We start from the raw sequence: 22596 nt of genomic DNA, 5'->3' as shown, positions 1-22596 counted from the left end.
CGGAGGAGGAGGCCGGGCGGCGCTTCACGGCAAAACGCCACTCGTTACTTGATGTAGCCCGCGCGCGTCATCTCGCGGGTCGCAGTGGCCTGCGCAGCATTCAGAGCATCCTGGGCAGACATTTGCCCAGCCAGAGCGGCCGAGATGTTCTGGCCCACCGCCGTGCCAATCCCCTGGAATTCCGGGATCGAGACATACTGGATGCCGGTGTAGGGGACCGGAACGGCGGTCGCATCAGCCGGATCGGCGTTCTGGATCGCGTTCAGAACCGTTTCGGCAAACGGTGCGGCATCCTTGTAGTTCTGGTTGGCATAGGTTGACATCCGGGTTCCCGGCGGAACCGCAACCCAACCCTTTTCCTCGCCGACGAGGTTCACGTACTCCTCGCTGGTTGCCCACGCGATGAAGTCCTTTGCCACATCAGCTTTCTGGGAGCTGGTCGGAATGGCCAGCGACCAGGCCCAGAACCAGGCATTGCCCTTGTCGACCGAGGCGATGGGGGCGACGGTGAAGCCCACGTTCTCGGCGACCTGGGATTGGGCCGGATCGAACACGCGTCCTGCGGCCGAGGTGGCATCGATCCACATCGCGCATTTGCCGGTCTGGAACAGCGCCTGGTTTTCGTTGAAGCCGTTCGAGGTCGCACCCGGAGGACCATAATTGGTCATAACATCAAGATAATAGGTCAGCGCGTCGGACCAGGGTTTCTGATCCAGTTGCGGCACCCAGTTCTGGTCAAACCACACTCCGCCGTTGGTGTTCACCAGGGTGCCGAAGAACGCCATGTTCTCGCCCCAGCCTGGCTTGCCGCGCAGGCAGATGCCGTACTGTTCCTTGGACTTGTCCGTGAGCTTGGCGGCAAATTCCGCGATCTGGGCATAGGTCGGCTGCTCGGGCATCGTCAGACCAGCCTGCTCGAACAGATCCTTGCGATACATGGTGAACGAGCTTTCGGCGTAGAAGGGCAGCGCGTAAAGCGTCCCCTCACTGGAAAGGCCCGTCCTCACCGCGGGAATGAGATCGTCGTAGTTGTAGCCTTCGATCCCGTCGAGCGGCACCAGCCAGCCCTGCTTGCCCCAGATCGGCGCCTCGTAGGAGCCGATGGTCATGATGTCGTACTGGCCGCCCTGCGTGGCGATGTCGGTCGTCACGCGCTCGCGCAGGATGTTTTCTTCAAGCACGACCCAGTTGACGGTGTTGCCGGTCTCTTCCTCCCATTTCGAGGACAGCTCCTGCATGATGATCATGTCGCCGTTGTTCACCGTGGCGACGGTGATCTCCTCGGCAAAGGCCAGAACGCCGGATGCCATGACCAGACATCCCGCGGCGCACGACGAAAACAAGACACGTTTCACGTTCATGGTCTCTCCTCCCATTTTTACGTGCGTAAAGAATTGCCGGAAAGTGAGTCGTTCGTCAAGAAGTTTTCATAAGAACCAGCATTGGGCGAAAAGACACCCGACCGACCGGCAAGGCAGCGGTTTGCGGCCGAGGCTACGCTTCCGGTGAGCAAAGCATTCCCAAGAAGGGGGATCAGGCGGACTCGCGAACCCTCAGGGTGGTCTCGAACATCCGCGTTTCCTTGGCTTCCAGGCTTGGTCGCCCGTCGGAGATCAGGCCTGCCAGGATACTGACGGCCTCCTCGCCGATCCGGTCGATCTGCTGTTTGACGGTCGTCAGGGAGGGGGTCATGAAGCGGCTCAGGGGATGATCGTCATGCCCGGCGATCCGCAACCCGCCGCTCCGGTTGAAGAGCCTGTGCCGGTTTGCCGCTCTGAGGGCGCCGATGGCCAGACGGTCATTGGCACACAGCAAGGTGCCGGTCCGGAAACGTCCGTTGCTGAAATGCTCGTCCATGAGATCGTGGGCATAGGCCTCGAACTCCCATCCTGCCGTTTGGCTGGAGCCGGGAACGATCTCGGACCGGAGTCCTCGCTTTTCCATCTCGGCCAGATAAGCCGCTTCCCGGTCCATGGCATTGGAGTTGAGTTTTGGCATGCCGAGAAAGAGTGGGCTTTCGCCAGCTTGGCAGAGATAATCGAGGATGAGCGAGATGCTCTGCGTGTTGTCGGTCCCGACAAACGGCACGCCCGGAAGCGCGTCGGGAAGGTGGGAGTCGACGAAGACCAGGGGCATGCTGGTCATCAACCGCTCGAATGTTCTGGCCGAGCTGCCTTCCCCCAAGGGTGCCACGATGACACCGTCGGCATTCATCGACATGAGCTTGCCGGCGGCATGCTGTTCAAGATCGGCATCCCCGTGAGAGCTTTGCGTGATGACAGTATAGCCCTGCGCCCTGGCAGACTGCTGGATGACTTCCAGAAGGCTGGTGAAGAACAGATCGTTGAGGTGAGGAATGATGACGCCGATAAGCCCGGTCGACTTGCGGTTCAGGCGTGTCGCGAAGAAGTTCGGCACGTAGTCCACGTCCTCAAGACCGCGCTGGATCTTCTTGACGGTCGAGTCCCGGACGCTTGCCGGATCCTGGAAGTAGCGGGACAAGGTGGGCCGAGAGACACCGATGGCCAGAGACAGTTCTTCCATCGTGTTCACTTTAGGCTTTGCCATGTGAGGTCCTGCAAGCTGGCTAAAGGAAGACCGCGGCGGTCTTTTTTATCGCATGTAAATTTTGCGCCAAAGCACTCTGGGATGCAAGCAAAGGTTGGATCACATCGCGGTCGCGGCACCGCTTGCGGCGCTGTTCCCTTGTTCCCAAGAAAGGATCGCACCATCAAACCGCGGGATCAAACAACCTGGGCTGGAACAATGACGGGTCAATCACTTGCCGCTTCTTTTACGGCATGAAGAAAGCGCCTTCTGGAAATAAGCCGCCACCAAGCCTGCCGCTGCATCCAGATCAAAAGCCCAGTTCACCCGCGCGGTGATCTCGCGCACGCTGACGGGGCCGCAGCCGTCCAGATGGGCCAGCACCCGCCATTCGGGGATCGTCAGCCCTGCCTCGGCCTTGACATCGTTGCTTTAGCAACGTTATGGTTATTGCATCAGCAACGAACTTGGGGAGGAACGCCGATGACGATCCAGCAGCTGCCCGACGGCATGATCCGCGCGACCGCAACGCAGGGAACGCACGAAGGCTACATGCCCGGCTTCGGCAACGACTTCGAGACCGAGGCCCTGCCCGGCGCCCTGCCCCAGGGCCAGAACAGCCCGCAAAAGTGCAACTACGGCCTTTACGCCGAACAGCTGTCGGGCACCGCCTTTACCGCCCCGCGCGGGCAGAACGAGCGGACCTGGTGTTACCGCATCCGCCCCTCGGTGCATCACACGGGACGCTTTTCGCCCATCGACCTGCCCTTCTGGAAAACCGCGCCCAACGTGATGCCCAATGTCACCAGCCTGGGGCAATACCGCTGGGATCCGATCCCGGTGCCGGACGAGAACCTGACCTGGATCACGGGGATGCGCACCATCACCACGGCGGGCGACGTGAACATCCAGGTGGGCATGGCCTCCCACGTCTATCTGGTCACGCAGTCGATGGTGGACGAATACTTCTTTTCGGCCGACAGCGAACTGCTGGTGGTCCCGCAGGAAGGCCGGCTGCGCTTCTGCACCGAACTGGGCGTCATCGACCTGGAGCCGAAGGAGATCGCCATCCTGCCGCGCGGCCTGGTCTACCGGGTCGAGGTGCTGGAAGGCCCGGCCCGCGGCTTCGTGTGCGAGAACTACGGCCAGAAGTTCGACCTGCCGGGCCGCGGCCCGATCGGCGCCAACTGCCTGGCGAACCCCCGCGACTTCAAGTGCCCCGTCGCGGCCTTCGAGGACAAGGAAACCCGCTCGCGCGTGGTGATCAAGTGGTGCGGCCAGTTCCACGAGACCTTTATCGGCCATTCGCCCCTGGACGTGGTGGCCTGGCACGGCAACTACTGCGCCTACAAATACGACCTGCGCACCTATTCGCCGGTGGGCGCGATCCTGTTCGACCATCCCGACCCGTCGATCTTCACGGTGCTGACCGCGCCCTCGGGGCAGGAGGGCACCGCCAACATCGACTTCGTGCTGTTCCGCGAACGTTGGATGGTGGCCGAACACAGCTTCCGCCCGCCCTGGTACCACAAGAACATCATGTCCGAACTGATGGGCAACATCTACGGCATCTACGACGCCAAGCCGCAGGGCTTCGCGCCCGGCGGCATCAGCCTGCACAACTGCATGCTGCCGCACGGGCCGGACCGCGACGCCTTCGAGGGGGCATCCAACGCGGAGCTGAAGCCCGAGAAGCTCGACAACACCATGTCCTTCATGTTCGAAACGCGCTTTCCCCAGCATCTGACCGAATACGCCGCCAAGGAAGCGCCCATGCAGCAGGAATACATGGAGGTCTGGCAACGGCTGGAAAAGAAGTTCGACGGCACGCCCGGGCTGAAGTGACGCGCCCTGCCGAAGGTAACACGCCCCCCGTTCCAAGATGCTTGCACAGAAAACAAGGAGGCCGGTCATGGCCCTGATCCGGTCCTGGGTCGAAAGCGCCAACGTGGCGGACTGTCCCTTTCCCCTGAACAACCTGCCTTACGGCGTCTTCTCGACAGCGGACGAGGCGCCGCGCTGCGGGGCGGCCATCGGCGACATGATCCTGGACCTTGCGGGTTGCGAGGCGCAGGGGCTGCTGGATGCCGGAGGCACCTTCGCGCAGCCGCAGCTCAACGGCTTCATGGCCCTTGGCCGCGCCAAGTGGAACGAGGTTCGGGCAAGATTAACCGAACTGCTTGCCGAAGATGGCAACCGCGACCTGCCGCTGGTGCGGATGGCTGACGCCACGCTGCACCTGCCGGTCCGGGTCACCGAATACACCGACTTCTACGCCTCGAAGAACCATGCCTTCAACGTGGGCGTGCTGTTCCGGGGGCCGGAGAACGCCCTGCCGCCGCAATGGACGCACATGCCCATCGGCTACAACGGCCGGGCCTCGTCCGTGGTGGTCTCGGGCACGCCGATCCGCCGGCCGATGGGACAGCTGAAGGGCGAGACCGGTCCCCGCTGGGCGCCCTGCGAGCGGCTGGATCTGGAGCTGGAGCTGGGCGCGGTCGTGGGCGCGGACAGCGCCATGGGCGAGCGGGTCAGCGTGGAGGAGGCCGAGGACATGATCTTCGGCTATGTGCTGCTGAACGACTGGTCGGCGCGCGACGTGCAGGCCTGGGAATACCAGCCGCTGGGGCCGTTCCAGTCCAAGGCGCTCGGCACCACCATCGGGGCGTGGATCGTCACCCAGGCCGCGCTGGAGCCGTTCCGCAGCCCGGGCCCCGAACGGGTGAACCCGCTGCTGCCCTACCTACAGGAAAGCCGGCCCGGCCTTTACGATCTGGAGATCGGCTGGACCCTGAACGGGCAGGTCATGGCGCGCACGAACTACAACGTCATGTATTATTCCAGCGCCCAGCAGCTGGCCCATCACACCAGTTCGGGCTGCCCGATGCGGGTGGGCGACCTGCTGGGTTCCGGCACCATCAGCGGCCCCGCGCCCGACCAGACCGGCGCGCTGCTGGAGATGACGGAGGGCGGCAAGACCCCCGTCACGGTCAACGGCGAGGCCCGCACCTTTCTGGAGAACGGCGACGAGGTGGCGCTGTTCGCCGAAGCCCGGGGCGAGGGCTACCGCATCGGCTTCGGTCCCTGCACCGGGCGCATCCTGCCCGCGCGGCCGTGACCACGGCGCTGCACGACTATTGGCGGTCTTCCGCATCCTACCGGGTGCGGATCGCGCTGAATCTCAAGGGCATCGCTTACGAACGGGTGCCTGTCGATCTGGTTGCGGGCGAGCAGCGCAGCCCGGCGCATCTGGCATTGAACCCGCAAGGTCTGGTGCCCGCGCTGGAGATCGACGGACTGGTCCTGACGCAATCCCTGGCGATCATCGACTACCTGGACGAGACCCGGCCCGAACCGCCGCTCCTGCCGCCACACCCCATGGCCCGGGCGCGGGTCCGCGCCCTCTCGCAAGCGATCGCCAGCGAAATCCACCCGATCGCGAACCTGCGCACCTTGAAGCGTGTCGAGGCGCTTGCCGGACCCGAGGCGCGCGCCGCCTGGAACCGCGACACCATCGCATCGGGGCTGGATGCCTTCGAGGCGCTGCTGGACCACCCCGCCTTCACCGGCCGCTTCTGCCACGGCCATGCCCCCACCATGGCCGACTGCACCCTGATCCCGCAGCTTTACAACGCCGCACGCTGGGACGTGCCCTTCGACCACCTGCCTCGCATCAGCGCCGTGGCAGAAAACTGTGCCGCACTGCCGGCCTTCGCCCAAGCCCATCCAGACCGCTTCGACCCACACAAGACCCAGGCTGTCGGTCCCCGACGATGACGGTCATGGCCGCCCGGCCTGCCGACCCGGACCCGCCAGGCTTTCCCCGGGCCACCGTCCCTCGGCCACGGCTTCGGCCAGGACGGCAAGAACCAGACCGGCCATCTCGTCGTCCACCCGCCGCCTGGGCTGGTGCGCCCTCGAGACAAGATAAAGGCTGCGGTTCAGCTCGGGCTCGATGATCTTGCGGGCGTGAAGGCTGCCCCTGGCCAGATCCCCGGCCACCGTCGCGCGGGCCAGGATCGAACAGCCCAGTCCCGCCCGCATCGCCTGAACCAGCGCGCTGAGCGACTCGATCTCGAGCTGCGGATGCGGGGTGATCTGGCGGCGCAGGAACTGGCTGTGGATGATCGAACGCGAGGAACGGACCAGGTTCAGCGCCAGCACCTTTCCCTGCGGCAGGTCTTCAAAGGATATGGGGGCGTCCTGGGGACCGATCATCTGCGGAAGACCGACAAGATAAAGATGCTCGTTCAGGATCGGCCGGACCTCGAACCGGCTGTCGTCGGGCGGCTGATAGGCCGCCGCCAGGTCGATCTCGCCCCGCAGCATCATCGCCAGCAGGTTGCCGCTGACGCCTTCGACAATGGTCAGGTGCATCCCGGGCAGCTGGTCGGCCGCCCGCCGCATGATGGTCAGGGCCGCCACCTCGGTCGCGGTGTGGCACAGGCCCAGCACGAACGGACCGGAGGCCTGTTCCCTGAAGTCGCGGACATCGGTCTCGGCGCGCTCGAGAGCCCCGAGGATCGCCTGGGCATGATCCAGCAGCCGCTCGCCCGCGGGGGTCAGCGTCACGCCGCGCGGGCGGCGGTCGAACAGCCGCACGCCCAGTTGCGCCTCAAGCTCGGACATGTGGTGGCTCAGCGCGGATTGGGCGACGCCCAGTTCCTCGGCCGCGTGGCCCATCACGCCGGTCCGGGCGATCCGGGCGAAATAGCGAAGCTGGCGCAGGCTCAACGGCATCGGTGCAGCCTTCTGATTTTCAGAAATCGCATATCTGAATCTTCTATTTGTGTGAAGCCCCCCGGCTTGGCACCTTCCACCCCGAGACATGGGAGGAAAGCCGATGAAACTGCCCCTGGACGGCATCCGCGTCGTCGAGATGAGCCACATGGTCATGGGGCCGTCCTGCGGGATGTTCCTGGCCTTTCTGGGCGCCGAGGTCATCAAGATCGAGCCGCCCGAGGGCGACAAGACCCGCAACCTGACCGGCATGGGCGCGGGCTTCTTTCCGACCTTCAACCGGGGCAAGAAATCCGTGGTGCTTGACATCAAGGCGCCGGAAGGCCGCGCCGACCTGGAACGGCTGCTGGCCACGGCGGACGTGTTCGTGGAAAACTTCCGCAGCGAAAGCCTGGCCAGGATGGGCCTCGATCCTGACAGCCTGCGCAGGCGGTTTCCGCGCCTGATCGTGGCCTCCTGCAAGGGCTTCCTGGAAGGCCCTTACGAAAACCGCGCCGCCATGGACGAGCTGGTGCAGATGATGACCGGCATGGCCTACATGACCGGACCGACCGGGCGTCCGCTGCGGATCGGGTCTTCGGCCAACGACATCATGGGCGGGCTGTTCGCGGCCTATGGCGTCCTGGGCCAGATCATCGCGCGGGGCCGCGACGGCCACGGCAGCGTAGTGCGGTCGGGCCTGTTCGAGAACTGCCTTTTGCTGGTCGCACAGCACATGGTGCAGTTCGACATCGAGGGCACCGAAAGCCCCCCGATGCCGGAACGCGTCTTTTCCTGGCCGGTCTACGACATCTTCCAGACCCGCGACGGGCGCCAGATCTTCCTGGGCGCGGTGACGGAAACGCAGTGGGCCGCGCTCTGCCGCGTGCTGGGGCTTGAGGCGCTGCTGTCCGACCCCCGCCTTCAGACCCGTCCCGACCAGATCGCCGCGCGAAGCTGGACCCTGCCGGTCGTGGCCGAGGCGGTCGCCGCGCGCGATTACGCCAACCTGCTGGCCGCCTGCGATGCCGCTGGGCTGCTGTGTTCCCCCATCGCCCGCCCGGCCGAGATGTATGACGACCCCCACGTCACGCGCCCCGGCGGGCTGATCCAGTCGCGCTATGCCGACAAGAAGGATTTTCGGGCGCCGGGCCTGCCCTTCTCGGTCGACGGCACGTCGCCCGTGCCCGCCGATGCCGACCTGCCGTCGGTCGGACAGCACACTGCCGAAGTCCTGTCCGCCCTGCCGCAGATGGAGCGCGCGTGATGGCGGCCGATGTGGAACGCGTCTATCCGGCGGGACAGGTGGCCTTGCGCGAAGTGGGCCTGCGCGACGGGCTGCAACTGACGAAAGCCTTCCCCTCGACCGCCGCCAAGTCGGACTGGATCCGGCGCGAACATGCCGCAGGCGTGCGCCATTTCGAGGTGGGCTCGTTCCTGCCCGCCAGCCGCTTTCCGCAGTTCGCCGACGTGCGCGCGCTGGCCGATCTGGTCAACGGCCTGGGCGCCCATTCGCTGGGGCTGGCACTGAACGAACGCGGCGCGCGCGACGCGCTGGCGGCGGGCGTGACGGAACTGACCGTGGTGATGTCCGCGACCGAGGCGCACAACATGGCCAACGCCCGCCGCCCGCGCGAACAGTCCCTGGCCGAGATCGCGGGCACCGTGCGCCTGCGCGATGATGCCGGATCGGCCACGCTGATCAACGTGGGCATCGCTATGGCGACCGGCTGTTCCTTGTCGGGCGCGGTCGATCCCGCCGAGGTCGAGCGGCTGGCCGCGGCCTGCCTGGAGGCGGGCGCCGATCTGGTCGGCATCGCGGACACCGTGGGCTATGGCGGGCCGCGCCAGATCGCGGATCTGTGCCGCCGCATGACCGCGCTGATGGGCGGCAGGCCCTATGTCGTCCACCTGCACGACACGCGCGGCATGGGCCTTGCCAATGCCCTGGCGGCCTACGACGCCGGGGCGCGGGTCTTCGACGCCTCGCTGGCGGGTCTGGGCGGCTGCCCTTTCGCGCCGGGCGCCACCGGCAACGTCGTCTTCGAGGATCTGGTCTATCTGTTCGAGACCGCGGGCATCCGCACCGGCATCGACCTGGAGGAGGTCATCGCCGTCCGCGAGATCCTGTCCCGCGAAATGCCCGACGAAACGCTGCACGGCACCCTGGCCCAGGCCGGGCCGCCCAAGGGAATGACCTGGCAGGCCCGCGCGGCCTGACCTGACACCGATCAAGGGGAGGAGGAACCCACATGAACGCACGCACGATCCTTGCCGGCACGGCCCTGGCCGCGCTGACCGCCGTCCCGGCCCTGGCCGAAACGCCCATCCGGTGCAGCCACCAGCTGCCGCCCCAGCACGAGGTCGCCAAGGTCGTCGAACGCTGGGCCGCCGAGGTCGAAACGCTGTCGAACGGCGAACTGGACGTTCAGATCTTCGGCGCCAACGCCCTGGCCAAGCCCGAGGAGAACATTCCCTCGGTCGCCAAGGGCAGCTTCGAATGCGCCTTCTCGGTCAATTTCCAGTGGGGCAAGACCCTGCCCGCCATGAACGTGACCCTGCGCCCCTATGCCTTCAGCGATCCCGAAATCTGGCGCAACTGGCCCGGATCGGAACCCGCCGCCTTTTTGGAGGGGCTGATGGAGGAAAAGCGGCTGAAGAACATCGCCTGGCTGTTCCAGACCCGGATGAGCGTCTTCACCTCGAACGACAAGCCTCTGATTGCGCCCGCTGATTTCGCGGGCATCAAGATCCGCGGGCTGAACCCGGCCTTCGACACCGGCCTGACCGCCATGGGCGCGGCGACCAGTTCGATGCCGGGCTCCGAAGTCTATCAGGCCCTGTCCACCGGCGTCATCGACGCGGCCATCACCGATGTCGCCGCCGCCCATGCCCGCAAATACTATGAGGTGCAGGACCACATGACGGTGACGCCCGTCATCTCGGTCTTTTTCAACGGCTACATGAACGGGGCCTTTTACGACGGCCTGACCGATGCGCAAAAGGCCGCCCTGGACGAGGCCGGGCGGAAGGCCGCCGTCTGGGCTGTCGAGGACGGCCTGGCCGCCGAACAGGCCGCGCCGGGCCTGCTCGAGGCCGAGGGCGTCACGCTGCATGTCGCCACCCCCGAGGAGAACGAGGCGATGCGCGCCGTGATGCAGCCCGCCTTCGACGCGGCCTTTGCCGAGGAAGGCGGCGAGGCCGGAACCGAGCTGCTGAAGCTGGTGGACGGGATGGTGCAATGACGATGGCGCATCCGTCCCAAGGCCACAAGGTTGCGGCGGAACGGCACGGTTCGGTCTGGACCGTGCTGGCCTGGCCGATCCACGCGCTTGCCGCCGTGTCGGCGGCGCTTGTGGCGGTGGGCTTCGCGGCGGTGGTGGTCGCGGTCTTTTATCGCTACCTGCTGGGCGCGCCGCTGAACGGGGTGGACGAACTGACCGGCTATCTGGTGGTCGCCATCGCCTGCTGCGGCCTTGGCAGCGCGCTGCTGCTGGACCAGCATATCGGCGTGGACATCCTGACCGCCTCGGCCGGGCCGCGCGCCGGGCGGGGCTTCGAAATCTGGGCCGCGCTTTGCGTGCTGGCCTGCGCCGCGATCCTCACCTGGTCGGCCTGGCACACCGTGCTGTTCAACCGCGACTTCGGCACCTATTCCACCGGCCCGTTGGAAATCCCGGTCTGGTGGGTCCAGGCGCCGATGGTGCCGGGCGGCATCGTTCTGGGCCTTGCCGCGCTGATCCGCCTGCTGCGCGCCGTCCGGGGAGACGAAAAATGACCGGCATCCTGATCGTTATCGGCCTGATCGCGCTGCTTTTGTCGGGCATCCCGATCTTCGCGGCCCTGCTGCTGACCGGCTCGGCCGTGCTGTTCCTGGCCGAAGGCTCGGTCGAGAGCGTGGCCGACACGGTGTTCGCGCATCTCAATTCGCCGGTGCTGCTGACCATTCCGCTGTTCATCCTGATGGCGCAGCTGATGATCCGGTCGGGCGCGGTCGACGACCTGTTCGGCATGGCCAACACGCTGATCGGCCATGTGAAGGGCGGCATCGGCGTGGCGACCATCCTCAGTTGCACGATCTTCGCCGCGATCTCGGGTTCGTCCGTCGCGACCGCCGTCTCCATCGGCCAAACCGCGATCCCGCAGATGCGGCGCTACGGCTTTCCCGAACGCAGCGCCCTGGGCCTGGTCGCGGCGGGGGGCACGCTGGGCATCCTGATCCCGCCGTCGGGACCGATGATCCTGTATGCGGTGGTCGCCAACGCCTCGATCGGGGCGCTGTTCCTGGCGGGCATCATCCCCGGCCTGCTGCTGGCGCTGGCTTTCGCGGTCTTCTGCCTGATCGGCGCGCGCAAGTCGGGCCGGATCGAACAGGCGCCGTTTCCCGGCTGGCGGGCCGTCTGGCGCGCCATGTCCAGGTCGATCTGGGCGCTTTTGATGCCGCCCGTGGTGATGGGCGGGATCTATCTGGGCATCTTCACCGCGACCGAGGCCGCCGCCGTGGGCTGCCTTTACGCCCTGCTGGTGGGCGCTCTGGTTTACCGCAACCTCGGGCCGCGCGTCCTGGCGGTCTGCCTGAAGGATACGGTTATGACCTCGCTGATGGTTTTCGCCATCATCGCGGGCGCGGCGGTGTTCGGCAACGCGATCACCATCATCCGCCTGCCGAACCAGGTGTCGGAACTGATCGTGGCGATGAACCTGACGCCCCTGGCGTTCATGCTGGTCGTCATGGCGATGATCTTCGTGATGGGGATGTTTCTGGAAAGCATCGCCATTATCCTGATCACCACCCCGATCCTGCTGCCGGCGCTGATCGCGCTGGACATCGACCTGATCTGGTACGGCGTGCTGCTGATGATCAACCTGGAACTGGCGATGATCACCCCGCCCGTCGGCATGAACCTGTTCGTCATCAAGGGTATCACTGGCAGTCCGCTGTCCACCGTGATCCGGGGCGCCGCGCCCTTCGTGCTGTTGATGATCGGCGGAATGCTGACCATCATGGCCCTGCCCGACCTGGCGACATGGTTGCCGCGCCTCGCGGGCTACAAGTTCTGAAGGAAACGGGATGAGCATCCACGGCCTGAACGACCTCCAGCCGCGCCTGCCGGACGAAGGCAACTACTGGGTCGCGCCGTCCGCCACCGTTGTGGGCGACGTGACGATCGGCCCCGAGGTCGGCATCTGGTTCGGCGCCGTCCTGCGCGGCGACAACGAGCCGATCACCCTGGGCGCCCGCACCAACATCCAAGACCATGCGATCATCCACGCCGATCCGGGCTTTCCAGCGGCTATCGGCGCGGACGTGACGGTAGGACATCGCGCCATCGTCCACGGCTGCACCATCGGCGACGGATCGCTGATCGGCATGGGCGCCATCATCCTGAACGGCGCCCGGATCGGCCGCGGCTGCCTGATCGGCGCGGGCGCCCTTGTCACCGAGGGCAAGGAGATCCCCGACGGCAGCCTTGTCATGGGCAGCCCCGCCAAGGTGGTGCGCGAACTGGACGACGCCGCCCGGCAGGGCCTGCTGGAATCCGCCGCGCGCTATGTCGCCAACTGGCGGCGCTTCGCGGACGGCATGACAAGCATCTGACGCAGCCGTCAGGACGGCGGGGGCGTCGCGACCAGGCCGGGCGCGACGCCCCCATCGTCCTTCAGCGTCTTCAGCACGATCTCGGACCGGACCTGGGACACCTGGGGATGGGGCAGCAGGTGCCGGTGCACGAAATCGGCAAAGGCGTCCAGGTCGCGGACGCGCACGTCCAGGACATAATCCGCATCGCCCGACACCGAAAAGGCCGACCGGATCTGCGGATGCGTGGCGACAAAGCGCGCGAAGTCGTCTTCCTTGCGCTGACCGTGGCTGGACAGGTTCACGCGGATGATCGCGCGCAATCCGTAGCCCAGCTTGGCCGCGCCGAGCCGCGCCGAATACCCCTCGATCACGCCCGCCTCCTCCAGCGCCGCGCGCCTGCGCGAGCATTGGGACGGCGACAGCTTGACGATCTCGGCCAGGGCCGCATTGGTCAGCGCGCCGTCGCGTTGCAAGGCGGTCAGGATTGCGATGTCGAAGCTGTCCAGTTTCAAATCGTGCATCCTTTCCGTATTTCATGCGCAGTTCGTGCAAAGATCTTCCCATTCCTTATGAATATGCAAGCCTTTCGCACGGAAATCATGGCATTCTGATACAGAACCGCAACGAACAGGAGGAGCGCGCATGGGACCGTTTCCGCACAATGCCCCCAAGGCCACGATCAGCGACATCAACCCCGCCGGCACCGACGGCTTCGAGTTCGTCGAATACGCCCACCCGAACCCCGAGGTTCTGGACCGCATCTTCCGGCAGATGGGCTTCACGCCGGTCGCCAGGCACAAGACCAAGGACATCACGCTGTATCGCCAGGGCGACATCAATTATCTGCTGAACGCCGATGCGAACGGCCATGCGGCCGGTTTCGTGGCCGAGCACGGCCCCTGCGCGCCCGCGATGGCCTGGCGGGTGGTCGATGCGCAGGTCGCGCTGAAGCGCGCGCTGGATCTGGGCGCCACCGAATACACAGGGTCCGGCAAGTCGATCGAGGCGCCCGCCGTTTACGGCATCGGCGGTTCGCTTCTGTATTTCATCGACGCCTATGGCGAGACGGGCAGCGCCTATGACGCCGATTACGACTGGCTGGGCGAGGCGAACCCGCGCCCCGAGGGCTTTGGCTTCTACTACCTCGACCATCTGACGCACAACGTGATCCGGGGCAACATGGACACCTGGTACAAGTTCTACCACGACACGTTCAATTTCCGCGAAATCAAGTATTTCGACATCAAGGGCAAGCAGACCGGCCTTGTCAGCCGGGCCTTGACCAGCCCCGACGGCAAGATCCGCATCCCCATCAACGAATCCACCGACGATCACAGCCAGATCGAGGAATACCTGCGCGAATACAAGGGCGAGGGCATCCAGCACATCGCCATCGCCACCGAGGACATCTATTCCGGCACCGACCGGATCCGCGATGCGGGGATGGAGTTCATGCCGGGACCGCCCGACACCTATTACGAGATGTCGCACAAGCGGGTGAAGGGCCACGAGGAACCCATCGAGCGCATGAAGAAGCACGGCATCCTGATCGACGGCGAAGGCGTGGTCGGCGGCGGCGAAACCCGGATCCTGCTTCAGATCTTCTCGAAAACCGTGATCGGACCGATCTTTTTCGAGTTCATCCAGCGCAAGGGCGACGACGGCTTCGGCGAGGGCAATTTCCGCGCCTTGTTCGAGTCGATCGAGGAAGACCAGGTGCGCCGCGGCGTGCTGAACGCCACGCCCGCCGAATAATCCGGCAACGGCATGACCCGCCCGCGGCCTGCGGGCGGGTTTTCCATGGGATCACGCGAATGGCCTGGACCGATTACTCATCCGCCCCCGCGCCGGGCACCCCTGTCTGCGAGGCCGCGCAGGTGGGCGGCGCGCTGTCGCTGACGGTGACGACCGGACGGGGCGCCTTCCCGCTGCTGGTGGTGCGCACGGGCGACGGCCTGCGCGCCTATGTGAACGCCTGCCCGCACCAGTATCTGCCGCTGGACTATCGCGGTGACCAGCTTCTGTCCGCCGACGGCACCATGCTGATGTGCACCGCCCACGGCGCGCGCTTCGACATCCTGACCGGCACCGCCGTGGCGGGCGCGGATTGCGGGCTGGACAGCGTTCCGGTCAGGATCGAGAACGGCATGGTGGTTATCGGCGGGGAATGACCTGCAAGGCGGTGCCGCGGGCGCGCGCGCCCTCCGGCATCGTCCGGGACATGGGCCAAGTCAGCCGGAGCGGGACCGGACGTGAAGCGCGCGGACCTGCTGCGCGAACTCCTCGACCGGACCGTCGACTTTGGTGTCGCGGATGACCTCGGAAATGGGCAGCGGCCGCACCCGGAGCGCGGGAATGCCCAGTTCCGACAGCCATTGCGTCATCTGCGCCGCCGAACTTGCATAAACAATGCGGCCGAGGCCCACCCAGCCATGCGCCGCCGCGCACATCGGGCAGTGTTCGCCCGACGTGTAAACCGTCGCCTCGGCACGGTCCTGCGCGGTCATGTTGCCGGCCGCCCACCGGGCGATGGCGAATTCCGGGTGCCGGGTGTGATCGCCGCCCGCGATGCGGTTGTGATCCTCGAACAGGATCCGCCCGTCCGAGGACACGAGCACCGATCCGAAAGGCTCGTTTCCGCCGGCAAGCGCCTGAGCCGCCAGTTCCAGGCAGCGTCGCAGGTGCTGGCGGTCGATGTCGTCGATCATCGGGCTTCCTTGCAAGAGCGATGCAGGCGAACCGTCGCAGAAAACGTCTCTGACCGCAACGGCCCCCCGGCCCGCGCCGCCGGCAAACCCCGCGGAAAGATCATTTCGGCGCCATGCGGACGCCCACGCGCGCCGGTCGGAAGGCCGCAGATGCAAGACCGAGCATCCTTTCCCGCTGTCCGCGCCCATCGCACCGCGGACGGGATCCGGCATCACGCCGCCGCTTCCGAACACGATCCGGTTGCCCGCGTGTCCAGGCGCCCGACATCGGGCGGCACCATGGCGCGGCAGGCCGCCAGCCGCGTCAGATTACGCCGGGGGCCGCAGCCGTCTGCACGCCGATGGGCGATAGAACTATCGAATTCAGAATCCATAACCGATAGCTTGGTCTTTATGCGGGGGAACGGATCGCTGGCCTCATGGAAGGGCCGGGGATCAAAGAGAGGAGCATTCAACGACGGTCCACCAGAGTTTCGGGAATGGCCGCTTTGTCGAGGGCAGCGGCGGCGACTTGATGGACGTGATCAATCCCGCGCGCGACACCCGCATCTCTCAGATGCCCGACACCACGGCCGAGGGGGTCGGCATGGCGGTGGAGGCCGCGACCCGCGCCAACGCCGAGGAGATTGCGAACTGGAATTCGACGGCCTGCGCATCCCCGCCGCGAACCTCCTGCCGAAGGAAGACCGCGGCCCGAAGGTCGTCCAAACCCGTCTGGGCATCGCTCGCCTGACCCATTGGATGCGGTGGCTGGGCCTTGCCCGCCGCGTCGAGATCGCCCGCGACCATGCCGGCCGCCGCGAAGGGTTCGGCGTCCGTTTGTTCGATCGCGAAAGCGTGCAGATCATGCTCGGGACGCTTGCCGCCGACATCGAGATCGGCCGGCTTCTTGTCATGCGCGCGGCTTTGCGCAGAAGGAGGTTTCCATGGCCAAGATCCACGTCGCCAACCTGCTGCACCGGGCGGCCGACACCGGCATCCAGATCAACGGGGCGCGGGGGTATTCCAAGGACACGGTGCTGGAATGAATCTACCGCCAGGTCCGCCAAGTCCGCCAGGTCGATGTGGCGGACTATGGCCGTCCGGGGGCCTACTTCGCGCGTCAGTCGCACCGCTGGACCAGCCGGCTGACGGCGTCGAGCTTTGCGGGCGACGCGCCGCTTCTTGCGCTGTCCGAAAAGCTGGCCGCGAGGCAGCCCGCTGACGACGGACTGTCCTCGATCGCGCATGGCGATTTCCGCCTGGGCAACATGCTGGTCCATCCCACCGAACCGCGCATCCTCGCCGTTCTGGACTGGGAATTGTCCACCATCGGCCACCCCCTGGCCGACCTGGGCTTCGTGGCAAGGCCGTTTTCCGGTCCGGTCTTTATCCGGTCCGCTTTCCCTTCGTGTCGGGGCGGGAGGGCGCGGGGATCGTGACCGCCGTCGGCGACGGCGTGACGGCGAGGATTGCCGGCCGTTTGCGGGAAGTCAGTCATCTGTTGTAAGATGGTCGCCGGCATCGCGCCGGTGCCGCCACGGGGGCCGCCCTCGTGCCCTGGTGTAACTGTTTCAGGAGAGAAGCAATGCCGTTGCCCGCCCCCGGTCCCATGAGCCTTGTTCCGTTCGTCAGCGTCGAGGCCATGATGAAGATCGTGCTGGAGCAAGGGATCGAGCGCATGCTGATCGATCTGGCGCGGTATATCGAGGACGACTTTCGCCGCTGGGAACAGTTCGACAAGACGCCCCGCATCGCGGCGCATTCCTCGGAAGGGGTGATCGAGCTGATGCCCACATCGGACGGGCGCAGCTACGGCTTCAAATACGTCAACGGCCATCCCAGGAACTTCCAGACCGGACGGCAGACCGTCACGGCCTTTGGGGTGCTGTCGGACGTGGAGACCGGCTATCCCGTCCTGCTGACCGAGATGACCATCCTGACCGCGCTGCGCACGGCGGCGACCTCGGCCCTGGCGGCGAAACACCTGGCGCCAAAGGGCGCAAAGGTCATGGCGATGATCGGCAACGGCGCCCAGTCCGAGTTCCAGTGCCTCGCCTTCAAGGCCATCTGCGGCATCGACACGGTCCGCCTTTACGACATCGACCCCAAGGCCACCGGGAAAGCCGCCCGGAACCTGGCGGGCAAGGGGCTGGCGGTGGTTCCCTGCACCTCGGCCGAACAGGCCATCGAGGGCGCGCAGATCATCACCACCTGCACGGCGGACAAGCAGTATGCGACCATCCTGACCGACAACATGGTGGGCAGCGGGGTCCACATCAACGCGATCGGCGGCGACTGCCCGGGCAAGACCGAACTGCACCGGGACATTCTGACGCGCTCGGACATCTTTGTGGAATACTCCGCGCAAACCCGGATCGAGGGCGAGATCCAGCAGCTCGACGCCGATCACCCGGTGACCGAGATCTGGCAGGTCTTGGCGGGCAAGAATCCTGGCCGCCGCGACGACAAGCAGATCACGCTGTTCGATTCGGTCGGGTTCGCGACCGAGGACTTCAGCGCGCTGCGCTATCTCAAGGATCTGCTGGGATCGGGCGCGGGCCACCAGATGCTGGACCTGCTGGCCGATCCCGACGATCCTCGCGATCTGTTCGGCATGATCGAACGCTATGGCAAGGCCGTGGCGGCCGCCTGATGACCCTGGCTGCCCGAACCCTGGCCGCCCGAACTCTGGCTGCCGGAACCCTGCCCCTCGGCAAGCCCGGCCCGCGGATCCTGCTGCGCTGCGAACCGGACGGCCTGCCCATCGAGGATCTGGCCGATGTCCCCCATCGGTCCGCCGTGGCGGGGCGGGGCCACCAGTGCGGCCATGACGGGGATGAGCGCGCGGATCTTCGCCGCAATCCTGGACCGGATCGCGATAAGGCCGTCCAGCCTTTGAACGACGCCGGGTGACGCGGACGGCGCGGGAACGGCTGCGCCAGCGGCGTCCCTGAGCCCGCCGGTCCTTCAGGCGCGGCGTGACCTGGCCATCAGAAAGTCCCCAAGCGCCGCGTTGAAGGAACCGGCCGATTCGACGTTCACGATATGGCGCCCCGGCAGGGCCACGTGGCGGCCCTGCCCCACCCCCTGCGCGATGGCTTCCAGATCAGCGGCCGGGCACACCGGGTCGTCGCTGCCGGAAATCGCCAGGACCGGGTTGGCGATCCGGGCCAGCCCGGGCCGCAGGTCCGCCCCGGCCAGGGCGGCGCAGCAGCCCGCGTAGCCGTCGACCGAGGTTTCGGCGAAGCTGTTCAGGATCCTTGCCACGGCGGAAGGCCGGGCCGCGCGGAAGCCGGGCGTGAACCAGCGTTCCGCCGTCGCGGGCACCAGGCCGCCAAGTCCGTTCGCCCTCACCTCGTCGATGCGGGCGTTCCAGCCTGCGGCTGACCCGATCCGCGCCGCCGTGGCGCAAAGGGCGATCCGGTCCAGCCGCCCGCCCGCATGGACGGCCAGCCACTGTCCGGTCAGTCCGCCGATGGACAGCCCGCAGAAATGGCTGCGCCCGATCGACAGCGCGTCCCACAGCGCAATCACATCCCCGCCCAGATCCTCTATCCCGTAGGGCGGGCGCGGGGTGCCGGACCGCCCATGCCCGCGCCGGTCATAGCGGAGGATGCGGAAATCCCGCCCCAGATCGGCGATCTGGGCATCCCACATCCGCAGGTCGGTGCCCAGCGAGTTGCAGAAGGTCAGCCAGGGCTTGTCCCCTTCGGCCCCGTCTATGCGGTAATGAAGACGGTGGGTCGGCAGATCCAGATGGGGCATGAGAGGCGTTCCGAAACTGATGACGCGCGGCGGGGCCGCGCGCCGAAGGGTGATGGGCCAGTGGGTGACGGGCCGGTGGGCGACAGGCCGGTGGGCGACGGGCCGGTCAGGCGGCGGCAAGCTGCGCGCTGTCGCGCACGCGGTTGTTGGCCAGCGCGAAGACCAGCATCGCCAGGGCCGAGACCGCCGCCGGAATGGCGAAGATCAGGAAGTTCTGGCCCAAGGGCAGTTCGCGCGCCAGCAGCACGCCGCCCAGGGTGGGTCCGACGATGGCGCCGATCCGCCCCACGCCCGAGGCCCAGCCGAGACCCGCACCGCGCACCGACAGGTTGTAAAGCTGCGCGACGCTGGCATAAAGCAGGATCTGCGTGCCGATGGTCGTCGCGCCTGCGACAAAGACCAGCGCGAACAGCAGCGCGGGCGCCGGGTTGGCCCCGACCAGCGCGATGGACAGGGCGGCGGCGGCGAAATAGCCCACCACGACCTTGGGCAGCCCGAAGCGGTCGCCCAGACGTCCGCCCATGATCGCCCCCGCCATGCCGCCGAAGTTCAACGAGAACAGCGACAGCAGGCTGGCGCGTTCGGCATAGCCCGCCTCTTGCAGCACCTTGGGCAGCCAGGAGGACAGCAGATAGACCAGCAGCAGGCAGCAGAAGAAGGACAGCCACAGCATCAGCGTGCGCAGCGCCCGCCCGTGCCGGAACAATTCCGCGACGGAAGCCGAGGCACTCTTGGTTTCGCTGAACACCAGCCGGTCCTCGGCGGCCAGCGCGGTTCCCGAAACCTTGGCGAAGATGCGGCGCGCCTCGTCCTGCTTGCCCTGGCGGATCAGGAAGCCCAGCGATTCCGGCAGCTTCCACAGGATCAGCGGCAGCATCAGCAGCGGAATGGCGGCGATAAAGAACATCGGCTGCCAGCCGAAGCTGGGGATCAGGCCGATGCCCAGGCCCGCCGCGACCATGCCGCCCACCGAATAGCCCGAGAACATCAGCGCGACCATGGTGCCGCGCAGGCGCTTGGGTGCATATTCGTTCATCAGCGCCACGGCGTTGGGCATCAGCCCGCCGCAGCCCAATCCGGCGATGAAACGGAAAATCTTGAACTGCTCGGGCGAATTGGCAAAGCCCGTCATCACCGTGGCCGTCGTGAACAGCAAGAAACTGATCGCCACGCCCTTTTTGCGGCCGATCCGGTCGGCCAGGGGGCCCAGGATCAGCGCCCCGAACATCATGCCGAACAGCGCCCAGGCTTGCAGCGCGCCCGCCTGCGGCTTGGTCAGGCCCCATTCCGCGATCAGCGTGGGCAGCACCGTGCCCGCGACGAACACGTCATAGCCGTCGACCACCAGCAGCGCGCCGCACAGCCCGACCACCATCCATTGAAACCGTCCGAACGGGCTTTGATCTATCGCCTCGTTCACGTCTATCGTGCGCATTCCTTTTCTCCTCCCTGTTTTCGTTGAATCAGCCGTTGTCGCCGCCCGCGACGGGCAGAACGGCCGCGGTGATGTAGGACGCCTCGTCGGACGCCAGGAACAGGATCGGGGCGGCCTGTTCTTCAATGGTCCCGTAGCGCTTCATGAAAGCGGACTCCCGCACCTGGTCCACGACCTCGCCCATCCATCGCTGTTCGTCGGCATTGTCGCCGTCCGCGTTGCGCGGCACGCGGCGGGGCGGGGCCTCGGTCCCGCCGGGCGCGGTGGCGACCACGCGGATGTTGTGGGGCGCCATCTCCATCGCCAGCGCCTGCGTAAGGGCGTTGACGCCGCCCTTGGCCGCCGAATAGGGCACCCGGTGGATGCCGCGCGTGGCGTTCGAGGACACGTTGACGATGGTGCCGCCGCCCCGCGTCCGCAGATGCGGCAGGACCGCGCGGCAGCAATACAGCGTCGGCATCAGCGACCGCCGGATCTCGGCGTCGATCTGGGCCGGTTCGAACCGGTCGAAGGGCCTCATGCGGATCGCGCCGCCCACGTTGTTGATCAGGATGTCGATGCCGCCAAAGGTATCCGCCGCATGGCGCATCGCCGCATCGGCGCCGTCCCAGGTTTCCAGGTCGGCGGTGAAGGCCGCGGCACCGCCGCCCGCTTCCGCCGCGGCCTCGGCCACGAATTCGGCGCGGTCCACCAGCAGCACCCGGCCCCCTTCCGCCGCCGCGCGCAGGGCCACGGCGCGGCCGATCCCCTGCGCCGCGCCGGTCACCACCAGAACCTTGCCCGCGAAACGCCCGGCAAAGACGGCCCCCGTCATGCGATGGCCTTCAAGGGCGCGTTGGGGGTGAACTTCTCGTAATGGAAGGCGGCGGGCCTGATGCCGTTTTCATCCAGATGATGGCGGACGGCATCGACCATCGGCGGGGGACCGCACAGGTAGACCTCGATGCCGGGGGCGGCCAGCATCTCGTCCGGCATGTGCTGCGTGACCCAACCCTTGCGCGGGTGGTTCGAGGAGTCCTCGGCCACAACGGTTGCGAAGGTGAAGTTCGGCAGACGTCTGGCATAGGCCGCGATCTGGTCCACCAGGACCAGATCCAGGTCGCGCGTCACGCCGTAGATCAGGTGGATCTGACGGCGCGACCCGGCGCGGGCCAGAACCTCCAGCATCGACAGAAAGGGCGCAAGGCCGGTGCCGCCCGCCAGAAACAGCAGCGGGCCTTCGCCGTCGCGCAGATAAAAGCTGCCCATCGGCCCGGTCACGTTCAGCCGGTCGCCCGGCCTGGCGCGGGCGAGCCAGCCGCTCATCAGGCCCCCGGGGATTTTCTTGATGAGAAAGCCCAAGGAACGCTCGCCCGGCGCGGTGCTGAAGGAATAGGAACGGTGGCCGCCGCTGCCCGGCACGTCGATGTTGACATACTGCCCCGGCAGAAAGGCGGGAGCATCGTCCACGGCCAGTTCCAGCACCACGGCGGCGTCGTGATGCGGCTCGATCCGGGCGACGGTGGCGGCAAAGGATTGCTGGCCCGTCTTGCAGGACGCCGCCGCCGCCGGCACCGACAGCACGCAGTCCGACGACGGCACCATCTGGCAGGTCAGGACCAGTCCTTCGGCGGCCTCGTCCTCGGTCAGGGCGTCCTCGATGAAGTCCTCGCCCAAGTCATAGGCGCCGCTTTCCGCGCGGCACTTGCAGGTGCCGCAAACGCCGTCGGAACAGTCCATCGGCAGGTTGATCTTGTTGCGGAACGCGGCGTCGAGAACCTTTTCGCCCGCCTTGCAGTCGATGAAACGGGTGACGCCGTCCTCGAAGTTCAGCGCGATCGTGTAGCACATGGTCGCCTCCTCCTTGCGGGTGTGCTGGG

The 22596-nt window shown here is 66.5% G+C and carries 26 protein-coding genes and 1 pseudogene; 16 read left to right on the top strand and 11 right to left on the bottom strand.

Annotated elements, in window-relative coordinates:
• Positions 1-44: 44 nt before the first annotated feature.
• From ACFOM8_RS16350 to ACFOM8_RS16340, 3 genes are all read right to left on the bottom strand, one after another.
• The gene (locus ACFOM8_RS16350) at positions 45-1310 is read right to left on the bottom strand and encodes an ABC transporter substrate-binding protein (RefSeq protein WP_377763115.1); all 1266 of its coding nucleotides are present in this window, start codon (positions 1308-1310) and stop codon (positions 45-47) included.
• 223 nt (positions 1311-1533) lie between these two features.
• Positions 1534-2568: a LacI family DNA-binding transcriptional regulator gene (locus ACFOM8_RS16345; protein WP_377763114.1), complete on the bottom strand. Its 1035-nt coding sequence runs from the start codon at positions 2566-2568 to the stop codon at positions 1534-1536.
• A 210-nt stretch (positions 2569-2778) separates the two neighbouring features.
• Complete coding sequence (locus ACFOM8_RS16340; RefSeq protein ID WP_377763113.1) at positions 2779-2931, bottom strand: hypothetical protein; 153 nt, start codon at positions 2929-2931, stop codon at positions 2779-2781.
• A 99-nt stretch (positions 2932-3030) separates the two neighbouring features.
• Here ACFOM8_RS16340 and hmgA point away from each other — a divergent pair, with 99 nt between their 5' ends.
• From hmgA to maiA, 3 genes are all read left to right on the top strand, one after another.
• Complete coding sequence (gene hmgA / locus ACFOM8_RS16335) at positions 3031-4392, top strand: homogentisate 1,2-dioxygenase (protein ID WP_377763112.1); 1362 nt, start codon at positions 3031-3033, stop codon at positions 4390-4392.
• Between the two features lie 67 nt (positions 4393-4459).
• Positions 4460-5665, top strand: a complete 1206-nt coding sequence (fahA, locus tag ACFOM8_RS16330) for a fumarylacetoacetase (RefSeq protein WP_377763111.1) — start codon at positions 4460-4462, stop codon at positions 5663-5665.
• Positions 5662-6324, top strand: a complete 663-nt coding sequence (gene maiA / locus ACFOM8_RS16325) for a maleylacetoacetate isomerase (protein ID WP_377763109.1) — start codon at positions 5662-5664, stop codon at positions 6322-6324. Before fahA ends, maiA begins: the two co-directional genes overlap by 4 nt.
• Positions 6325-6327: 3 nt before the next feature.
• On the opposite strand, the gene ACFOM8_RS16320 is transcribed toward maiA, so the two are convergent.
• Positions 6328-7287 carry a LysR family transcriptional regulator gene (locus ACFOM8_RS16320; RefSeq protein WP_377763107.1) on the bottom strand — a complete coding sequence of 320 codons (960 nt, stop codon included), beginning with the start codon at positions 7285-7287 and terminating at the stop codon, positions 6328-6330.
• A gap of 103 nt (positions 7288-7390) precedes the next feature.
• On the opposite strand from ACFOM8_RS16320, the gene ACFOM8_RS16315 reads away from it, so the two are divergent.
• Genes ACFOM8_RS16315 through ACFOM8_RS16290 form a run of 6 tightly spaced genes read left to right on the top strand, consistent with a single transcriptional unit; the run spans position 7391 to position 12865 of the window.
• Positions 7391-8533 (top strand): CaiB/BaiF CoA transferase family protein, encoded by a 1143-nt coding sequence (locus tag ACFOM8_RS16315; protein ID WP_377763106.1) that lies wholly within the window; start codon positions 7391-7393, stop codon positions 8531-8533.
• Positions 8533-9486, top strand: coding sequence for a hydroxymethylglutaryl-CoA lyase (locus ACFOM8_RS16310; protein ID WP_377763104.1), 954 nt, complete (start codon positions 8533-8535; stop codon positions 9484-9486). Before ACFOM8_RS16315 ends, ACFOM8_RS16310 begins: the two co-directional genes overlap by 1 nt.
• A gap of 32 nt (positions 9487-9518) precedes the next feature.
• Positions 9519-10511 carry a TRAP transporter substrate-binding protein DctP gene (gene dctP, locus ACFOM8_RS16305; protein WP_377763103.1) on the top strand — a complete coding sequence of 331 codons (993 nt, stop codon included), beginning with the start codon at positions 9519-9521 and terminating at the stop codon, positions 10509-10511.
• The gene (locus ACFOM8_RS16300) at positions 10508-11044 is read left to right on the top strand and encodes a TRAP transporter small permease (RefSeq protein WP_377763101.1); all 537 of its coding nucleotides are present in this window, start codon (positions 10508-10510) and stop codon (positions 11042-11044) included. The genes dctP and ACFOM8_RS16300 overlap by 4 nt, the downstream gene beginning before the upstream one ends.
• Positions 11041-12327 (top strand): TRAP transporter large permease, encoded by a 1287-nt coding sequence (locus ACFOM8_RS16295; protein ID WP_377763099.1) that lies wholly within the window; start codon positions 11041-11043, stop codon positions 12325-12327. The genes ACFOM8_RS16300 and ACFOM8_RS16295 overlap by 4 nt, the downstream gene beginning before the upstream one ends.
• A 10-nt stretch (positions 12328-12337) precedes the next feature.
• On the top strand, positions 12338-12865 hold the full coding sequence (locus tag ACFOM8_RS16290; RefSeq protein WP_377763097.1) for a gamma carbonic anhydrase family protein: 528 nt from the start codon (positions 12338-12340) through the stop codon (positions 12863-12865).
• 8 nt (positions 12866-12873) lie between these two features.
• On the opposite strand, the gene ACFOM8_RS16285 is transcribed toward ACFOM8_RS16290, so the two are convergent.
• Positions 12874-13368, bottom strand: coding sequence for an Lrp/AsnC family transcriptional regulator (locus ACFOM8_RS16285; RefSeq protein ID WP_377763096.1), 495 nt, complete (start codon positions 13366-13368; stop codon positions 12874-12876).
• Between the two features lie 121 nt (positions 13369-13489).
• Between ACFOM8_RS16285 and hppD the strand changes: the two genes are divergently transcribed.
• Both hppD and ACFOM8_RS16275 read left to right on the top strand, forming a co-directional pair.
• The gene (gene hppD, locus ACFOM8_RS16280) at positions 13490-14602 is read left to right on the top strand and encodes a 4-hydroxyphenylpyruvate dioxygenase (protein WP_377763094.1); all 1113 of its coding nucleotides are present in this window, start codon (positions 13490-13492) and stop codon (positions 14600-14602) included.
• A 59-nt stretch (positions 14603-14661) separates the two neighbouring features.
• Positions 14662-15018: a Rieske (2Fe-2S) protein gene (locus tag ACFOM8_RS16275; RefSeq protein ID WP_377763092.1), complete on the top strand. Its 357-nt coding sequence runs from the start codon at positions 14662-14664 to the stop codon at positions 15016-15018.
• Between the two features lie 60 nt (positions 15019-15078).
• On the opposite strand, the gene ACFOM8_RS16270 is transcribed toward ACFOM8_RS16275, so the two are convergent.
• Positions 15079-15555: a nucleoside deaminase gene (locus tag ACFOM8_RS16270; protein ID WP_377763091.1), complete on the bottom strand. Its 477-nt coding sequence runs from the start codon at positions 15553-15555 to the stop codon at positions 15079-15081.
• Between the two features lie 552 nt (positions 15556-16107).
• The gene (locus ACFOM8_RS16265; protein ID WP_377763090.1) at positions 16108-16344 is read right to left on the bottom strand and encodes a hypothetical protein; all 237 of its coding nucleotides are present in this window, start codon (positions 16342-16344) and stop codon (positions 16108-16110) included.
• On the opposite strand from ACFOM8_RS16265, the pseudogene ACFOM8_RS16260 reads away from it, so the two are divergent.
• The 5 genes and pseudogenes from ACFOM8_RS16260 to ACFOM8_RS16240 all read left to right on the top strand — a co-directional run.
• Positions 16297-16407 (top strand): annotated as a pseudogene (locus tag ACFOM8_RS16260) (hypothetical protein); the annotation flags it as partial. The gene ACFOM8_RS16265 and the pseudogene ACFOM8_RS16260 sit on opposite strands and share 48 nt — an antisense overlap.
• A 74-nt stretch (positions 16408-16481) precedes the next feature.
• Positions 16482-16583, top strand: a complete 102-nt coding sequence (locus ACFOM8_RS16255) for a hypothetical protein (protein WP_377763089.1) — start codon at positions 16482-16484, stop codon at positions 16581-16583.
• Positions 16584-16976, top strand: a complete 393-nt coding sequence (locus ACFOM8_RS16250) for a phosphotransferase (RefSeq protein ID WP_377763120.1) — start codon at positions 16584-16586, stop codon at positions 16974-16976.
• A gap of 146 nt (positions 16977-17122) precedes the next feature.
• Positions 17123-18190: an ornithine cyclodeaminase gene (locus ACFOM8_RS16245; protein ID WP_377763087.1), complete on the top strand. Its 1068-nt coding sequence runs from the start codon at positions 17123-17125 to the stop codon at positions 18188-18190.
• The gene (locus ACFOM8_RS16240) at positions 18190-18450 is read left to right on the top strand and encodes a hypothetical protein (protein ID WP_377763086.1); all 261 of its coding nucleotides are present in this window, start codon (positions 18190-18192) and stop codon (positions 18448-18450) included. The genes ACFOM8_RS16245 and ACFOM8_RS16240 overlap by 1 nt, the downstream gene beginning before the upstream one ends.
• A 54-nt stretch (positions 18451-18504) precedes the next feature.
• Here ACFOM8_RS16240 and pcaD read toward each other — a convergent pair whose 3' ends face one another.
• The 4 genes from pcaD to benC form a co-directional block, all read right to left on the bottom strand.
• The gene (pcaD, locus tag ACFOM8_RS16235; RefSeq protein ID WP_377763084.1) at positions 18505-19302 is read right to left on the bottom strand and encodes a 3-oxoadipate enol-lactonase; all 798 of its coding nucleotides are present in this window, start codon (positions 19300-19302) and stop codon (positions 18505-18507) included.
• 106 nt (positions 19303-19408) lie between these two features.
• Positions 19409-20737 carry an MFS transporter gene (locus tag ACFOM8_RS16230; protein WP_377763082.1) on the bottom strand — a complete coding sequence of 443 codons (1329 nt, stop codon included), beginning with the start codon at positions 20735-20737 and terminating at the stop codon, positions 19409-19411.
• Between the two features lie 28 nt (positions 20738-20765).
• A complete protein-coding gene (benD, locus tag ACFOM8_RS16225; RefSeq protein WP_377763081.1) occupies positions 20766-21551 on the bottom strand; it encodes a benzoate diol dehydrogenase BenD in 786 nt (261 codons plus the stop codon).
• The gene (gene benC / locus ACFOM8_RS16220; RefSeq protein ID WP_377763080.1) at positions 21548-22567 is read right to left on the bottom strand and encodes a benzoate 1,2-dioxygenase electron transfer component BenC; all 1020 of its coding nucleotides are present in this window, start codon (positions 22565-22567) and stop codon (positions 21548-21550) included. Before benC ends, benD begins: the two co-directional genes overlap by 4 nt.
• Between the last annotated feature and the right edge of the window lie 29 nt (positions 22568-22596).

Source organism: Paracoccus angustae (assembly GCF_042648745.1).
Taxonomy (GTDB): Bacteria; Pseudomonadota; Alphaproteobacteria; order Rhodobacterales; family Rhodobacteraceae; genus Paracoccus; species Paracoccus angustae.
Note: the sequence above shows the minus strand (reverse complement) of the source record. Positions and strands in the feature narration are given on the sequence as shown.

What these genes read in the sequence shown, in the direction of transcription:
- benC (WP_377763080.1), bottom strand. Translation starts at nt 22,567, where the DNA reads ATGTGCTACACGATCGCGCTGAACTTCGAGGACGGCGTCACCCGTTTC.
- ACFOM8_RS16265 (WP_377763090.1), bottom strand. Translation starts at nt 16,344, where the DNA reads ATGGTCGCGGGCGATCTCGACGCGGCGGGCAAGGCCCAGCCACCGCAT.
- hmgA (WP_377763112.1), top strand. Translation starts at nt 3,031, where the DNA reads ATGACGATCCAGCAGCTGCCCGACGGCATGATCCGCGCGACCGCAACG.
- ACFOM8_RS16285 (WP_377763096.1), bottom strand. Translation starts at nt 13,368, where the DNA reads ATGCACGATTTGAAACTGGACAGCTTCGACATCGCAATCCTGACCGCC.
- ACFOM8_RS16255 (WP_377763089.1), top strand. Translation starts at nt 16,482, where the DNA reads ATGGCCAAGATCCACGTCGCCAACCTGCTGCACCGGGCGGCCGACACC.
- ACFOM8_RS16275 (WP_377763092.1), top strand. Translation starts at nt 14,662, where the DNA reads ATGGCCTGGACCGATTACTCATCCGCCCCCGCGCCGGGCACCCCTGTC.
- ACFOM8_RS16295 (WP_377763099.1), top strand. Translation starts at nt 11,041, where the DNA reads ATGACCGGCATCCTGATCGTTATCGGCCTGATCGCGCTGCTTTTGTCG.
- ACFOM8_RS16300 (WP_377763101.1), top strand. Translation starts at nt 10,508, where the DNA reads ATGACGATGGCGCATCCGTCCCAAGGCCACAAGGTTGCGGCGGAACGG.
- ACFOM8_RS16315 (WP_377763106.1), top strand. Translation starts at nt 7,391, where the DNA reads ATGAAACTGCCCCTGGACGGCATCCGCGTCGTCGAGATGAGCCACATG.
- ACFOM8_RS16245 (WP_377763087.1), top strand. Translation starts at nt 17,123, where the DNA reads ATGCCGTTGCCCGCCCCCGGTCCCATGAGCCTTGTTCCGTTCGTCAGC.
- ACFOM8_RS16240 (WP_377763086.1), top strand. Translation starts at nt 18,190, where the DNA reads ATGACCCTGGCTGCCCGAACCCTGGCCGCCCGAACTCTGGCTGCCGGA.
- hppD (WP_377763094.1), top strand. Translation starts at nt 13,490, where the DNA reads ATGGGACCGTTTCCGCACAATGCCCCCAAGGCCACGATCAGCGACATC.
- ACFOM8_RS16310 (WP_377763104.1), top strand. Translation starts at nt 8,533, where the DNA reads ATGGCGGCCGATGTGGAACGCGTCTATCCGGCGGGACAGGTGGCCTTG.
- ACFOM8_RS16320 (WP_377763107.1), bottom strand. Translation starts at nt 7,287, where the DNA reads ATGCCGTTGAGCCTGCGCCAGCTTCGCTATTTCGCCCGGATCGCCCGG.
- pcaD (WP_377763084.1), bottom strand. Translation starts at nt 19,302, where the DNA reads ATGCCCCATCTGGATCTGCCGACCCACCGTCTTCATTACCGCATAGAC.
- ACFOM8_RS16290 (WP_377763097.1), top strand. Translation starts at nt 12,338, where the DNA reads ATGAGCATCCACGGCCTGAACGACCTCCAGCCGCGCCTGCCGGACGAA.
- dctP (WP_377763103.1), top strand. Translation starts at nt 9,519, where the DNA reads ATGAACGCACGCACGATCCTTGCCGGCACGGCCCTGGCCGCGCTGACC.
- fahA (WP_377763111.1), top strand. Translation starts at nt 4,460, where the DNA reads ATGGCCCTGATCCGGTCCTGGGTCGAAAGCGCCAACGTGGCGGACTGT.
- ACFOM8_RS16345 (WP_377763114.1), bottom strand. Translation starts at nt 2,568, where the DNA reads ATGGCAAAGCCTAAAGTGAACACGATGGAAGAACTGTCTCTGGCCATC.
- ACFOM8_RS16230 (WP_377763082.1), bottom strand. Translation starts at nt 20,737, where the DNA reads ATGCGCACGATAGACGTGAACGAGGCGATAGATCAAAGCCCGTTCGGA.
- ACFOM8_RS16270 (WP_377763091.1), bottom strand. Translation starts at nt 15,555, where the DNA reads ATGATCGACGACATCGACCGCCAGCACCTGCGACGCTGCCTGGAACTG.
- ACFOM8_RS16350 (WP_377763115.1), bottom strand. Translation starts at nt 1,310, where the DNA reads ATGGCATCCGGCGTTCTGGCCTTTGCCGAGGAGATCACCGTCGCCACG.
- benD (WP_377763081.1), bottom strand. Translation starts at nt 21,551, where the DNA reads ATGACGGGGGCCGTCTTTGCCGGGCGTTTCGCGGGCAAGGTTCTGGTG.